Consider the following 15,713-nt stretch of genomic DNA (forward strand, 5'->3'; position numbering starts at 1 on the left):
TTCATACGGATGATTGAGCAGAAACATTTAAATAATTCTGTTCATCATTTTGTTGGGGGAATATTTATTACCGTCTAAGCAATTAGATTTGCCAATCCAGACTCGACCGATAACAATTTCTCATCTTGTTTAAGTGCCAGTGGATCGTTATTAATACACGAAAGGTTTCATCAGGCCCTTGCCACATGGATCAAACGGAAGTGATCCCACACTCCACTCATAAAATCTCCTTATCAAAGTGGAATATATAGGATGTTCAAACAACCTTTCATTATAGATAAGATTTACTTCGAATATTTTTTAATCCGTTTCTCTTTCGAAGAGAATTACAATTTTTCAATACATTATCTATGAGGAATTGAGTCAGATCTCCGCACTTTCTTTTATTCAAAGAACTTACTATTAAAAACTTCAGGTATAAAATCGTCTTATTTGGCGACGTTTGGGTAAATTAGTAGTATTAACAAACATTAAAACAACTTGGAGAAATGCTTTCTTAAAATAGGAGCACAGGTTCGGGCCTGGGAGTATGGTCCACCGGCTTTTTTGCAATTTCTTTTTGCCGAGGATTCTTTCTATAAAGAGCCAGCTGGCAAAGCGATGCTTACATACAAAAAAATTGGCTATACTTCTACATGCGGTAAGGCCTTGGAACGTTTTAGCAAAGATGGATTTGATTGGCAAATAATGGAAAAAGTCTATGCCAGTTATTACGATGAATTGTATGAGAATTTTGCTAATCTATTGGAATATCATGTTACAACTAATCATACTGATTGGGAAGATGAAATCCAGAAAGATTATATTAGAAACTATTTAAATGGTCTTTCAAAGCTAAGCAAGTCGGATCAGTTGAAGGATTTCAAAGCCTTTTATGTACCTATGTTACTGGCCGAGTCTGGTGAGAAGACTTCCATAGTTAAATCAAAAGATGGGGAAAAATATACGCTGAAGAAGTATGAACACAGAAGAATGCAAAATAATTTCGACTATTTTTTACTGGATAGATATCTTGGGCTGCCTCCATGGATTTTGTTAATTGCCGGATTATTCACAAATAGAAATAACCAGAATTGGAATTTTGATGAAGTTATCTCTGCGATGGATATCAAGTTGCTTTTAGAAGGACATCCACCTGAAACTACAATTGATTTGAACCTCTCTGGAATAATCCACTATGACCATGAAATAGAAGGCCTTCATGAGCGTCTTACCAAGAGATTAGTCAATAAGCTGAACCTCTATGGCAGTCTTTTGAGAACAGTTATAGAGAAGGATGTTACTGCAAGGAACATACATTTAAAAATGCATGTCAAAGAAACTCTAGCTACAATGGCCGACAGAAAAGCTTCAAATGATTTGAAGGGAAAAATTTTGGAAGAGCTTATGAGCAATATTTTTTCTAATGTCAATGGCTTTCATGTAACTAGTACCAGAATATCGCTGGGTGATGAGGAAATAGATCTGGTATTAAGAAATAACATTAATCGGCCTTTTTGGATGGCGTTTGGTAGTCCTCTTATTTTTGCTGAGTGTAAAAATTGGTCTAAGAAAGTAGGAGCTAGTGAATTCAGGGATTTTGAGGGGAAATTAAGGAACCATAAATCAGTGATCAAATTAAGTTTTTTCATCTCTTATATGGGATTTTCTTCGGAGGTAGAGTCTGCTATTAAGCGATCGTCCCAAGATGGTGCTCATATTGTTCTAATACAAGGAAGTGATTTAAAACAATATGTGGAATCTGATGTTGAGGTTCTGGACTGGCTCGAAAACTTGGCGACAAGACTTTATTAGTTGATATATGTATGTGTGGCATACCATAATAGTTCCATCCCGGCTCTTTTCTTCTATTTGAGTAGATGGTGCCTTTATCAACAATTCTTATAATTGGACGCATTAGGTTGTTCGCCCAATTGAAAATATCAATTGGGCGAACTATAATCCCGAAAACAGGCAACGACTATAATCGTCAGGACGGCCTATTAATGTTTTCCTGATTCTATATCGATGGGAAAATCTGCAAAAACGCATTTACGGTAGATGATCCTGAAAGATGGATTGGCCGATTAGCAACCAAATTTCTATCCCATCGGCCGCTGACTTAGAAAATGATGGAATTAATTTAAGCTTAGTGATAGCCTTATAGTGGTCTAATTCCGCTATTCTCGGTCATCGGTAAAAAGGGTCACTCATTCCCGAAAATTGCAAAAAGTAATCAAATCGCGGATCAATCGGTTAGATAATTGTCCCTTTAGGGGTACTATGAAGCAGAAGCTTCAAGAGAATGAAAAGGCATTGGCTCCCGTTGATGCCTTTTTTATTTTAAATTTTTACCTGATGTAAAACCTGGCTATTCCAAATACCGTTATTAATATAAATCCCTTTAAAGCGTGGCCACCATTGTCAAATACCAACTTAGAACGATTATTCCTTCTGATCAGCTAAAGCATGTACTTTAAAAGCCTCTAAATGAATATTTATTCTTATATTCAGTTCGTTAACTAGCCTTAAGGCATTGCATTTGTTTAACCTTTTAATTGCCGTTTATGAAAACCATTTTTTCTGTGCTGGCCATTTTTTTAATAATCTGCCAGGTTTCAAAAGCTCAAACTAATTGTGACGATTTGAAAAAAGAAAATGAGTATCTTAAGAAATCATTACAAATTAATACGCCAACTAAAACTGTTACTACCGACAAAATTGATTTCAACCTGATAAAATGTGAGGGAAATACAAAAGACCAAACAGTTAATTTAATCTTAACCTTGGTTAATCATGCTGCTAACAGGCGCATTCTATTCGATCCTGCCAAAGCTATAGATATTGAAGGTAATGAGTACAGAAGTGACAGGATATCACTTGGTACTCAGGATAATAGTAATGATCTCTATACCGATGTTCCGCTTAAAACAGTGATCAGATTATCAAAGGTACTACCGGCAGCAAAAATTTTAAAAATAGTTCCTCTTAAGTTCTTTGACCCTTCTTCAGGCCATTTTGAGGTGGAGTTAAAAGATCTGACTATCAGTTGGAAGTAATTTCCGCAAGGGAAATATACGCTGAACAGGAGGCACCGCAACGCTGCCTGGCATTGAGCAGCTGACATTTTCAATTTAACACTATAATTATGAAAACGCCAGGAAACATAATACTAATAGCAGGTTTAATATTGGCCTTTAATTTAATCTCCTGCTCGTCAGCATCTTCAAAAGATCCCTTAATGATATTTTAAACAACCAATTATAAGCTCAGAATATTAGCTGAAATTGGTTAAATTACCCTCCCGTTTTGGGCACCAACATAAAAGGCTATTCAATGAATAGCCTTTTATGTTCACATCTCCATATCCAGCAAAATACATCGATCTTTCGTTTACACTAAGCATCACAATCCGTTTTCCATCTATGAAGGCTGCCGTACGGCGACATTGGTTTTTTGTCTGAAATTCATCGATGACATTTGCCATCATGAACAAACAAAATTTAAACAGGATGATCCTGTTGATCGCCCTCTCGCTTTTTTCCTGTAAAAAGAGCAACCAGGGATCAAATCCCGAAAAAAAGCCCATACCCACAGAACATGGCACCGCAGCGGGAATTGCAACAACTCAAATAATAGGTCCATCAGGTGGTATTATCCAATCGCCGGACGGGAATATAAAAATTGAAATCCCTGCCGGAGCTTTAACCTCCGAAGTCAATCTTAGCATACAGCCGGTAACCAGTACTCTTCAGTCTGCAACCGGAACAGTTTACCGCCTTGGCCCTGAAAATGTGAACTTTCAAAAGGATGTGAGGATCAGCTTCAAATACACAGATGAAAACCTTATTGGAACAACAGAAAACGATCTTTACATAGCATATCAGGATGCCGAAGGATATTGGAGAAGGGTTATTCTTACAGATATAGACAAGTCCAACAGGATTCTGTCGGTCAGCACCAGGCATTTTAGCGACTGGACGCTGGAGCGGATCTTTTACATTAAGGTTAGAGGGGAATCCACCCTTTCCGCTAATGAAAATACAAAGCTGGAAGTTCATTATGATGATATAAGTACAATTCACTCCACAGATAATGATGCTCTCCTCGCTCCGGGTGGCCCCGTGCCGGTTAAAAACATTGGTGGATGGTTTATCAATGGTGCCGGGAAAGTTGATAATCCTTCATCAAACGTTGTAGTTTATACCGCTCCTGCCAGCATACCAGCCCCGGCAACAATAGCCGTTGGCGTTAATATAAAAAACATGGTCAACAAACGCCATCCCGACAGGCCGGGCAATACTGGTTTAGTTATCGTGCAAGTTCCTATTCAGCTGGTACCGGAAGAATATTTTATCTGGGAATTTGATGGCAGCTCACATATCGCACTTTCAATCGACGGAGCATTGATAGGAACAACCACAAATATTATAGGCACAGGGCTCTCTGGTGGCGTAAGTCTTTGGTTAAATGAAGCAAAACCCGGTAGTTATGACCAGGGAAGTGCAGTGGCTGCTGGGAATTTCAGCCTCCAGCTATCTGTTTCCAACCAGCCAAGTGTAATATGGCTGGGTACCTATTATAACTGCAATGAAAGTACACCCCGTTATGGAAAAGGTAAACTAAATATTACCAACTATGGTAATATCGCCGGTTTCATTGAAGGTGATTTTACGGCAACCGTATACACGCGGGAGTCCAGCTGTACAAACAGAAGCAAACAGATTTCAGGAAGTTTTAAGATAAGAAGAAAGGCTTAGACAAAAGAAAACCCCAAAAAGGCAGGCTCAAATTGGGTCTGCCTTTGATTTTGCCCCAAAGCTGCGTATTTTTAAATGGTCATTCATCGACGAAAGCGTATGTTCGTCTACGTATCTCCATACCATAGGTACCAAATACTAACTTTGTAATCTGTATAAAAAGGAAACTTGTTGAGAGACTACCCGATATTTAAGCACTTGTTGTATTGGCTGATCGCATTCAGCCTTCTTACGTTTATTTACGGCACGGCGTTCGACAGCTTCAATCTTGGCACAAAAGTGATCCTGATCCTTTTGCCTGTGCATATGTGCTATTTCTATCTGATCACCTACTTTATCCTGCCTCGTTTTTTCTTTCGCGGCAGGTATATACAGGCATTTTTTGCCGTTTTAGCAACGATGATATTCATCGCCACCCTGTACAGGGTCACGGAGGTTTTCATTTCTGATCCTTATATCTACAAATTTTATAAAGCACAGGACGCAAACTTTACCTGGAGCAAGATGAACCACTCACTCTGGGAGCAATTAAACAACCGGTTTGATTTTGTTAATGCAATAGAACGCAGCAATTCTGTCATCTGGATCTGCGTAACGCTTCGGATGTTCATTATGTGGCAAGAACGGAAACAGGCAGCCCTCCAGGCTGAACTGAATTTCTTAAAAGCACAGTTACACCCTCATTTCCTTTTCAATGCCCTGAACAACCTTTATGCGCTCTCTCTGGACAATGCACCTCAAACACCCGAAATCATACTGGGCATTTCCAATATCCTCCGATATGTACTGTACGAATGCTCTGCTGACAAAGTACTGCTGAAAAGGGATCTTGAAGTACTAAACGATTACATCAGACTGGAAAAGCTCCGCTATGAGGAACGCCTGGAATTAAATGTGAATATTCGTAACAACGCCGGTGATCAGGAGATTTCCCCATTGCTGATGCTCCCCCTCGTGGAAAATGCGTTTAAACATGGAGCAGCGGAAACGGTGGACGCTCCGTGGATTAACATCGAAATCTATGCTTCGTCAGTTGATCTGATAGTGAAGATCAGCAATAGCAAACCTGAACAGGCTGTTGCATATCAAAAGCGATCCAATGCCCATATAGGAATGACTAATGTGGAGAAAAGACTGAAATTACTATATCCGGAAATGCACACTTTTAAATGGTACGATGAAGAAGACTGCTTCATCACCGAATTGAAGGTCCAATTAATAAAGCCATGACCATTAGAACACTGATAGTAGACGACGAGCCTCATGCGGTGGATATCATAAAGCGATATGCTGCTAATGTTCCCGGGATAGAAATTGTAGCAACCTGCAACAATGCTATTCAGGCTTTCCAGCTTATTCAAAACACCAAAATAGATTTGATCTTCCTGGATATAAAAATGCCGGGGCTTTCAGGAACAGATCTTGTACGCAGCCTCAAATCTCCTCCACTGGTCATATTCACAACTGCCTACCAGGAATATGCACTTGACGGATTCGATCTAAATGCCATTGATTACCTGGTAAAACCCATTCCCTTGAATCGGTTCCTGCGGGCAATCGATAAGGTAATGCAGTTTATTAACGGTGATAAGAACCGGACAGACACACAGGAACTTAAGCCTGCACCAATAGAACCGGCAAATCATTTTCTGTATCTGCGGATAGATCGCCGTTTAATAAAGGTCAATACGCAAGACATATTATGGATTGAAAGTGTAAAGGATTATATAAAAGTGATCACTACCGAAAAAGTACTGATCACTAAACAAAAGATCAGTGTAGTAGAAAAGCTGCTTCCTATAAGTGAGTTCATGCGGATTCACCGTTCTTATATCATTCCCATTGATTACATTGAAAGTTACCATCCCAATTATATTGTTATAGCAGGAAATAAAATCCCCATCGGCCGTAACTACAAGCAGGCATGCGCCAGAATATTCGACCAGCCAACTGGCAATCTATAATCCCTTTACCTCCCAAAACAACATTACAACGACAAAATCCGCCATATGTCGATCAAATTTGTATAGCCCGGAGAATACCACCAAACTTGCACTCTCAAACTTAAACAGACCTTATATGGATTTACAAAAAGACCAATTCAGGAGCTATCAGGGTGGATATTTCAGAACACTTATTGCTCCCGATCAAACCGGTAATGCTCTGGCATTGCTGGAACTCACTTTACCCCAAGGTGCAGAACCCCCAGCCCACATCCACAACAATGAAGATGAATCTTTTTATGTCGTAGAAGGCCAGGTATCGGTAAGCGTTGCCGGTTCAGCAACCGTGCTTAACCCAGGTGAAGCATTATTTGCACCCAGGAATGTTCCTCACTCGTTTCGTATCCTCACAGAAAAAGCAACGATCATTAACCTGATAACTCCGGGCACACTCTGGAATTATTTCATAGAATTCAGCAGCCCGATCGAAGGGATCCCCCAAATCGCTATCCCCTCAATAGCACCGCCAGAGGATATTTTAAAACAGATGATCAATGTAATCACCGACCGGTATAAAGTAAGTTTTATTTAAATCAATATATCTAAAAATGAAAGCAATTTTATATCTCTATATATCACTCTTAGTTGTATTTGCTGCCTGCTCATCCAATCAACCCAAGGCAAACAAAACATTCCGGATCGTTGAAAACCGTTCTGTCGTGGAATGGAAAGGCTCAGCTCCTACACATTTTCATAAGGGAACATTCCAGGTAACCGGCTCTTTCGAAACCAATGGCGAAGGAAATATAACCAGTGGTCAATTTGTAATCCCCATCGCCAGTATTATCAATACCGATCTTCCTGAGCCCGCGAAGAACGAGCTTATCAATCATTTAAAAAGCCCTGATTTCTTTAACCTTGCACAGCACCCGGAAGCAAGTTTTCGTATTAATAACGTGCTCTATGAGGGCGAGCAAAAACCTGATTCCAACCAGGTTACAGTAGTAGGTGATTTTTCCATGATCGGCCAGACACACCCTATCAATTTTATAGCTAGTGTAATACATGAAGGAGACAGGATTTCAGTAGAGGCAACATTTAGCATCAACCGCCTTAAATGGGGAATGACAAGTTTTAGTGATCCCAAAGCTGAACTTTATATCCTACCGGACGTTGAGCTAAAATTACATATCCAGGCAGAAAAAACAATGCACTAAAGCAGCTAAAACTGTTATCCCAAAACTAAAAAAGCCTGCCAACAAAAGTTGAGCAGGCCTTTTTGATAACTAAAGTTTCATTCAGCATTTAAACAATATTTCGCTATAAGCTTCTTGTCTACTTTCCCGATCCGCGCAAGAATATTGAAAAAGATAAGTAATGGCGACAATAATGCCAGGGCACCAGGTTGGTGCATATCACTCATTCGTGTAACAACGGCCAGATCTAATAAGCTCAGCGGTATTCCTTTGCCATTTGTTCGTTTATCCCTCGCCAGACCGTACAAGATGCAGAGCGCATTTTCAAATCCACTAAATCCTGGTTGTACAATGGTAGTGAAAACTACCGGGGCACCAAACTCATTGGCAAAACGGTGCGCCTGCCCTTTTTCTATTATAAATTTCTGGCCTGGCAGCAACTTCACCACCATATTCTTCAAGTAGAGCGTTAATTCTCCTTCAGTAACTACGAAGGTCTCTGAAAAATTCTTATGATAATGCATAGGTGTTCCCCCGCCAGGCATCAGCTTTACAACTAATGTGCTGATGCGCCCGTTAGTTTCGGCGGCAGTTTGTGTGAAAGTTATTTCGTCCTTTATGACCGGATTAATAATCGTTTTCTTCATCGGATCTTATTATGTTTAATGTCAATTTTAACCGAAGAAAACGGATCTGCAAAGACAGATCGACATAAAGCAACTTCTATATGTAAACACCAAAAATTGTCGACAGTCGTCAATTCTGGCAGAAATCTTGTACTCTACCCTATATGGAAAACCAACACACCCCCTGGTGGCAAAAAGCCATCATCTACCAAATATACCCCCGCTCCTATCAGGACAGTAACGGAGACGGCGTCGGTGACCTCCAGGGCATCCTCAACCGCCTGGATCATCTCCAGTGGCTGGGCATTGATGCCATATGGCTCTCTCCCATCTTCCCCTCTCCCATGGCTGATTTTGGCTACGATGTAAGTGATTATACAGGCGTGCATGAGATCTTCGGCAACCTGGAAGACCTCGAGGCATTAATAGACGCAGCCCACCAAAGAGGCATAAAACTGCTGTTGGACCTCGTCCCCAATCATACATCCAACGAACATCCCTGGTTCCTGGAATCCCGCTCTTCCAGAGACAACCCCAAACGCAACTGGTACATCTGGCAGGATACAATCCCGAACAACTGGCTCAGCGTATTCGGCGGTAATGCCTGGGAATGGGATGAACTTACCCAACAATATTACTACCACGCCTTCCTCAAAGAACAACCGGACCTCAACTGGAGAAACCCGGAAGTACAGGAAGCGATGTTCAACGTAATGCGTTTCTGGCTGAACAAAGGAATAGACGGATTCAGGGTAGATGTACTCTGGTTCATTTTCAAAGATGAACAACTGAGGAATAATCCACCAAATCCTGATTACACACGGTACATGCCGGATTACGACCAGCTGTTGCCTGTGTATTCCACAGACCAGCCCGAAGTACAGGACATCACACGCAAAATGAGAAGTGTACTGGAAGAATATGAAGGTGACCGTGTACTGATAGCAGAAGTATACCTTCCCATCAAAGAACTGATGGTGTATTATGGCGTAGATAACAAGGGCGCTCATCTTCCCTTTAACTTCCTCCTGCTGTCACTCCCCTGGGATGCCACGCAAATTGCCACCACTATAGATCATTATGAAGGGGCATTACCTGCTCAAAGTTGGCCAAACTGGGTGCTCAGCAACCACGACAGACCACGCATCGCCAGCCGTGTTGGTGCAGAGCAGGCGTTAATAGCCGCAATGCTGCTACTAACGCTACGTGGCACACCCACCATTTATTACGGAGATGAAATAGGCATGCGCGATGTAGCCATCCCTTTCAACGAAATAAAAGATCCGCAAGGGCTGAACATGCCGGATAAAAACCTCAGCAGAGATCCCTCACGCACACCTATGCAATGGGATAATACTAAAAACGCAGGCTTCTCGGAAAGTACCCCATGGCTAAGATTAGATAAAGCATATGCCCGCGTGAACGTCCAGGAACAAAAGAACAACCCGCATTCAACACTAAACCTCTATAAAAAACTAATAACTATAAGAAAAACAGAACCCGCCTTAGAAACAGGGAACTACATATCCGTTCATTCAGATAATCAAATGATCGCATACATCAGGAAGGACGAAAATGGCCCTGGATTCCTGATTGTCCTTAACCTCACCCACAGACCCTGTTACTTCAAATCGAATTTCAATGGCGTAATTGAAATAGCTACATCCCCTGAATTGGAAGGCTACACCGTCAGCGGCACGATCAGCCTCGATGGAGACGAAGGAGTAGTAATAAGATTAAAAGGCAACTAAAACTCTATTAACACCGTATATAAAAGAAACAACTCATAAATAACACAAACATACAACGCAACTAATTGTTGTTTACTGCTGTTGTACCACTTTTGGGGTATCACCCACCCCGCCTGGCAATTTATCTTTGATAACCACCTATACTGATAAAAACGAAGGACCATGCCATCATTTACCGACACCGAATTACAGATGAAGTTCTGCGAAGGATTTACCTTCTTTCCTTTCAAGTCTCTTGAGCAACACGGCACACTGATCTATAAATCTTATGCCGGAGACGACAACCTGAAAAAAGTATTGGAATGGAGCAGCAAGGAACATAGTCTCAGCCAATACATTACTAAAATCTCCAAAAAGATAAAACGGCAGGATCTTCCCGCAGCCTCAGAACTCCTCCAAACATTAAACGATGCAGGAGACTGGTGGGAAGCACATCCCCTGTCAAGGAACAACAGCCTCCTTGCTAAAAAGCTCCAGGAATACCACAGCCTCACAAACATCTATCACCAGAAAACGCTGCTGCCAACCATAGCCAAGCTGACGGACAAACATCGCAGCATCAGTGTGAAAGGCATCATGCAAATGGAAGAGGATATGCAGCAGTTTGTACAGGATACAGATACGCTGCTTAATTTCCTGAAAGACCAGACAGGTAAAAAGAGCAGCTACGCTCCCCGTATGCTGGATGCAGAAGACAGGGAATATCTTTCAAAAATGGCCAGCGCAATTGAGGCATTCAGGGCATTGCAGGAAAGGAATGTTTATTTGCTGGATGCCTGGAAAACGCACCAGATGATCCATAATAGTCGCAGGGCAATGAATTAATATTATTTAAAATTCCTTCCCTTATAGAACACATCTTTGATCACCGGCTGCTCGTCGTTCTCCGGAATGGTAAGCCCGCGCAATAGTTTCGTAAGATTGAAACATTGCTGAACGATCACATGCACCACCTCTCCTTCCCGCTGCACTTTGCCTTCTACCATCAGCAGCCTGGATTGCAGGATCTCTTTGCGGTACTTCTCAAACAATGCCTCAAATACTACCAGGTTAGAAAAACTGGTTTCATCTTCAATCGTAATAAAACATACTCCGCTGGCTGTTCCCGGCCTTTGCCGCACCAGCACCAATCCGGCTACTTTTACAATGGTACCGTCTTTTACTTCACTCGTTTCCTGGGTGGTCAATACATGCAGCAACTTTAATTTCTCACGCACAAAACTTACAGGATGAGCTTTCAGGGATAAAGTGGTGGCCGCATAATCCTGGATCACATGCTCTGCATCTGTCATGAATGGCAGGGAAACCTGCACCTCTTTAACTGATTGCCCTGCAAACATCTCAACCGGCCTGTCGTGCAAAGCCGTCACTTCCCATAATGCCTGTCTGCGATCCAGCGCCATCGAACGAAAGGCATCTGCATCCGCCAGTTTTTCCAGCGCTGTTTCTGATACACCGGCTTCCCGTAATGCAGTCACACTTGTATATCCTGTTCCGCGATGTGCTATCAGCACCTGCATATCTTCATCTTTCAGTCCGTTCACCTGCCGGAATCCAAGGCGTAAGGCACGGGAATGTTCTTCCAGCGTATTATCCCACATGGAACAGTTCACATCTACCGGCATTACGGTTACGCCATGTTTACGCGCATCTATCACAATCTGCGCCGGTTGATAAAAGCCCATGGGCATACTGTTCAATAATGCTGCGGCAAATACATCAGGATAAAAACATTTAAGCCAGGAGCTGATATATACCAGCAACGCAAAACTGGCAGCATGGCTTTCCGGGAAACCGTAACTACCAAAGCCTTCCAATTGACGGAAAACGCGGCGTGCAAAGGCTTCCTCATATCCTTTTGCCACCATGCCGTCCACTAATTTTTTCTGAAACTTAGTTACCTGGCCATGTGCTTTGAATGTAGCCATGCTTCGCCGCAATTCATCTGCTTCTGCCGGCGTGAACCCTGCAGCCACGATGGCAATCTTCATCGCCTGTTCCTGGAATAATGGTACCCCTAATGTCCGGTTAAGGATCTCTTCCAATTCCTTGGAAGGATAAGTAACAACTTCTTCTCCATTACGCCGCTTCAGGTAAGGATGTACCATATCTCCCTGAATAGGTCCCGGTCGTACAATGGCCACTTCTATCACCAGGTCATAAAAATTTTTAGGACGTAACCGGGGAAGCATAGACATCTGCGCCCTGCTCTCGATCTGGAATACACCAAGTGTATCAGCATGACTGATCATCTCGTACACCCTGGGGTCATCCTGTGGAATATTGGCCAGCGTAAGGTTCAGGCCATAATGCTGCTTTGCCAGATCAAACGCTTTTCGGATGCAGGTTAACATACCCAATGCCAGTACATCTATTTTCAAAAATCCAAGTACATCAATATCATCCTTATTCCATTCTATACTCGTTCTGTTTTCCATACGAGCATTCATGATCGGGCACAGGTCAGTAAGTTTTCCTCTTGTGATCACAAAGCCACCGGTATGCTGCCCCAACTGTCTTGGGAAACCCAGCATTTGTTCTGATAGTTCCAGCACTTTGCGCAGATGCGGATCAGTAGGGTCCAGCCCCTGCTCTACGATACGTGGTTCATCCAAGCCCTCATCCGTAAAATGCCATGCGCCGCTTAAACGTTCTATAATATCTACGGATAAACCCATCGCTTTCCCCACATCCCTGATGGAGCCTTTATGGCGTTGCTGCGTAACGGTAGCAACAATAGCTGCACGATCGCGGCCATACTTCTCATAAATATACTGGATCACTTCTTCGCGCCGCTCATGTTCAAAGTCCACATCAATATCCGGTGGTTCATTCCTGGCGGATGATATAAACCGTTCAAACAGCAGATCAAATTTTGTTGGGTTAACGGCAGTAATACCAAGACAAAAACAAATGGTAGAGTTTGCGGCAGAACCACGGCCCTGGCACAGGATATTCTGCTGCCGGGCAAATCTTACAATATCATGCACTGTCAGGAAATAAGAAGCATAGTTCTTCTCCTCTATGAACGCCAACTCATAATGGATAGCGGTAGAAATTTTCTCCGGGACCTCATCTCCGAAATGCTCCTTTGCGCCCTGCCAGGCAAGGTAGGTAAGTTCCTCCTGTGGCGTTCGGCCTTCAGATGTAAGCTCTTCCGGGTATATATACTTAAGGCTATCCAGCGAAAACTGGCACATCTCCGCAATCTCCTGGCTACGGCGGATAGCATCAGGATATCTCATGAACAAACGCCGCATCTCATCTATCGGTTTCAGGTATCGCTCCGCATTGCTGTGCAACAGGTATCCTGCATTATGGATCGTACATTTTTCCCGTACACAGGTGAGCACATCCTGCAATTCGCGCCGGGATGGAACATGATAGTACACATCGTTCGTGGCTACCATCGGAATGTTCATCTTCTCTCCAAGGCGGGAAAGCCGGTATATTTTTTTCTGATCATCTCCGTCATACGATCTGTTTGCCCCTAAATACAGGTGGTTACCTATTGCTTCATAATACTCCTGCAAGGCATATTTAAAATCATCATCAAAGTCAAACTGCGCATTGAGCGTGGCTGGTGGCACTACAATGAATTTCATTCCCTTGCTGTGCGCATATACATCCTTCCTGTATAAATAGCACTCACCTTTTTCTGCACGAAGATTACCAATTGTGAGCAATGTGGAAAGCCTGCTATATGCAGGTTGATCTGTGGGATAAGCTAAAAGGCTGGGGCCATCTAATAGGTCCAGCCTGCATGCAGGAATGATGCGGATGCCGTTTTCTTTTGCAGCAGCATGCCCGCGCACGATGCCGGCAAAACTGTTACGGTCGGTAATAGCGATCGCATCATAACCATACTCCACTGCCTGTAATACCAGTTCTTCAGGATGCGATGCGCCCCGTAGAAAACTGAAATTGCTGGTGATCTGTAATTCTGTATAACTCATTACGCAAAAAATCCGTGTATGAACCACTGATAACGATGATCCGCAGTATAGTGCCCCGAACGGAATAACCAGTAACGCTGGCCGGATTCATCTTCCACCATGTAATAGTCCCTGTGTTCTCCACCATCCAGCCACCATTCCCGCTCTATACGTTCAGGACCGTCTGCTTTTTTGATCTGATGTAATTTTCCCCTATACCTGAAAAGCATGGGAGGATAATCAGGAATAGGTGCTGTTACTTCAATTGCTTCCGGTGTTGGCAATAACATAACAGGGCGCGGCCTGTCTAAACGCCATCCACTTTCCGGTTTATCCTGCATAGAAGAGGCTAACTTTACAGATCGTTCCGGCCAGTAATGTTCCGCTGGTAAAAAGCGCCGGATGCTATCTGCTCCTACTTTACCCGCAATACGGTCCAGTAATTCTGCAATGCCTGCTTCTTCCAGCCCCGGAGTGGCCGCCCATAGTTTTTCCTGCTGCTGTTCCACATCTTCGGCCTTTGTTACTTCAAGCACAAAAAGCTCAATACCCAGCGCAGGTTCTATCGAAGCTATTTTTAGTTCAAAGAGTTTAAAAAGATGGGACGCATTATGTGAAGCGCGGTTTGTGCCGATCGCTGCTTCTACAATTTTATTATCTACCCGGTAACATTTGAGCACTGCTGTTCTCAATCCCTTTCCTTCAGTTTCCAGGCGTTTGCAGATCATTTCCAGTAAACGTTGGATAGCGATCTCTATCCCTGCAGCAGTCCGGATCGGCTCCAGGCAGTTCAAACGTTCCTGGTAAGGAGAGATAATATGGATAGGTTGAATAAATTCCTCTTCCTGCCCCAGTGCCTGCGCCAGTCTTGTAAGCAATGGATCTCCAAAACGCCTCCGCAACACCGAACGCGGCATATTGGCAAAGCTGGCTATCTTATGAAATCCCAGTTTATGCAGGCGTAATAATATGGGCGGGTCCAGCCGGAGCGCAGCTGGATGAAGTGGCAGCAATGCGGCTGTTTGTTCTCCCCCGGCTATAATAGGATATACATTGCCATAATGCGCAATTGCCCAGGCTGCTCCAATGGTATCGGCCATGGCAACACGTGCATCATAACCAGATGTACTGAGTTTTGTGAGGATCTCTTTTAAATAATCATGTTCACCTCCCCAGAGATGAGCGCAGCCGCTCACATCCAGCATAAGGCCATCAGGCAGGTCTACTGCTACAACGGGTGTATAACGGATACACCATTCTCCCAGCACTTTCAGCAATTTTTGTTCGAGACCAGGCCTGTTATCCAATACTTTCAGAGAAGGTAAAACAGCTTTTGCATCTGCTACCCGCATACCGGGCACTATATTCTGCGCTTCCGCAATCTTATTGGCGGCGGTGATCTCAATACGCCCATGCACAGTGGCTGCAAAAACAAAAGGGATCTCCTTTAATTCAGGCTGGCGGCGGGTTATCCAGTCCGTCACCAGGTGACGGAACCATATTGCAACATATCTCTTCCCCAT

General features: G+C 43.1%; 12 protein-coding genes. 9 read left to right on the forward strand and 3 right to left on the reverse strand.

Annotation, left to right across the window (positions count from 1 at the left end):
• Window positions 1-480 precede the first annotated feature (480 nt).
• The 7 genes from BUR42_RS17050 to BUR42_RS17080 all read left to right on the forward strand — a co-directional run bounded on the left by BUR42_RS17050 (window position 481) and on the right by BUR42_RS17080 (window position 7,899).
• Complete coding sequence (locus BUR42_RS17050; RefSeq protein ID WP_074240661.1) at window positions 481-1,794, forward strand: restriction endonuclease; 1,314 nt, start codon at window positions 481-483, stop codon at window positions 1,792-1,794.
• 752 nt (window positions 1,795-2,546) lie between these two features.
• Window positions 2,547-3,038, forward strand: coding sequence for a hypothetical protein (locus tag BUR42_RS17055; protein WP_074240662.1), 492 nt, complete (start codon window positions 2,547-2,549; stop codon window positions 3,036-3,038).
• A 429-nt stretch (window positions 3,039-3,467) separates the two neighbouring features.
• Window positions 3,468-4,739, forward strand: coding sequence for a hypothetical protein (locus BUR42_RS17060; protein WP_143197499.1), 1,272 nt, complete (start codon window positions 3,468-3,470; stop codon window positions 4,737-4,739).
• Window positions 4,740-4,907: 168 nt separating this feature from the next.
• Window positions 4,908-5,969 carry a sensor histidine kinase gene (locus BUR42_RS17065; protein ID WP_143197500.1) on the forward strand — a complete coding sequence of 354 codons (1,062 nt, stop codon included), beginning with the start codon at window positions 4,908-4,910 and terminating at the stop codon, window positions 5,967-5,969.
• On the forward strand, window positions 5,966-6,703 hold the full coding sequence (locus BUR42_RS17070; RefSeq protein ID WP_074240665.1) for a LytR/AlgR family response regulator transcription factor: 738 nt from the start codon (window positions 5,966-5,968) through the stop codon (window positions 6,701-6,703). Before BUR42_RS17065 ends, BUR42_RS17070 begins: the two co-directional genes overlap by 4 nt.
• A gap of 115 nt (window positions 6,704-6,818) precedes the next feature.
• Window positions 6,819-7,274, forward strand: a complete 456-nt coding sequence (locus BUR42_RS17075) for a cupin domain-containing protein (RefSeq protein ID WP_143197501.1) — start codon at window positions 6,819-6,821, stop codon at window positions 7,272-7,274.
• Window positions 7,275-7,290: 16 nt separating this feature from the next.
• A complete protein-coding gene (locus tag BUR42_RS17080; protein ID WP_074240667.1) occupies window positions 7,291-7,899 on the forward strand; it encodes a YceI family protein in 609 nt (202 codons plus the stop codon).
• A gap of 77 nt (window positions 7,900-7,976) precedes the next feature.
• Here the strand turns inward: BUR42_RS17080 and BUR42_RS17085 are convergent, their stop codons facing one another.
• Window positions 7,977-8,525: a cupin domain-containing protein gene (locus tag BUR42_RS17085; protein WP_074240668.1), complete on the reverse strand. Its 549-nt coding sequence runs from the start codon at window positions 8,523-8,525 to the stop codon at window positions 7,977-7,979.
• 143 nt (window positions 8,526-8,668) lie between these two features.
• Between BUR42_RS17085 and BUR42_RS17090 the strand changes: the two genes are divergently transcribed.
• Entirely contained in the window at window positions 8,669-10,255 is a 1,587-nt protein-coding gene (locus BUR42_RS17090) for an alpha-amylase family glycosyl hydrolase (protein ID WP_074240669.1), read from the forward strand.
• Window positions 10,256-10,417: 162 nt separating this feature from the next.
• A complete protein-coding gene (locus tag BUR42_RS17095) occupies window positions 10,418-11,080 on the forward strand; it encodes a hypothetical protein (protein WP_074240670.1) in 663 nt (220 codons plus the stop codon).
• A 2-nt stretch (window positions 11,081-11,082) separates the two neighbouring features.
• Here BUR42_RS17095 and BUR42_RS17100 read toward each other — a convergent pair whose 3' ends face one another.
• Window positions 11,083-14,211, reverse strand: coding sequence for an error-prone DNA polymerase (locus BUR42_RS17100; protein WP_074240671.1), 3,129 nt, complete (start codon window positions 14,209-14,211; stop codon window positions 11,083-11,085).
• Complete coding sequence (locus BUR42_RS17105; RefSeq protein ID WP_074240672.1) at window positions 14,211-15,713, reverse strand: Y-family DNA polymerase; 1,503 nt, start codon at window positions 15,711-15,713, stop codon at window positions 14,211-14,213. Before BUR42_RS17105 ends, BUR42_RS17100 begins: the two co-directional genes overlap by 1 nt.

This window comes from Chitinophaga niabensis (assembly GCF_900129465.1).
GTDB classification, from domain to species: Bacteria; Bacteroidota; Bacteroidia; order Chitinophagales; family Chitinophagaceae; genus Chitinophaga; species Chitinophaga niabensis.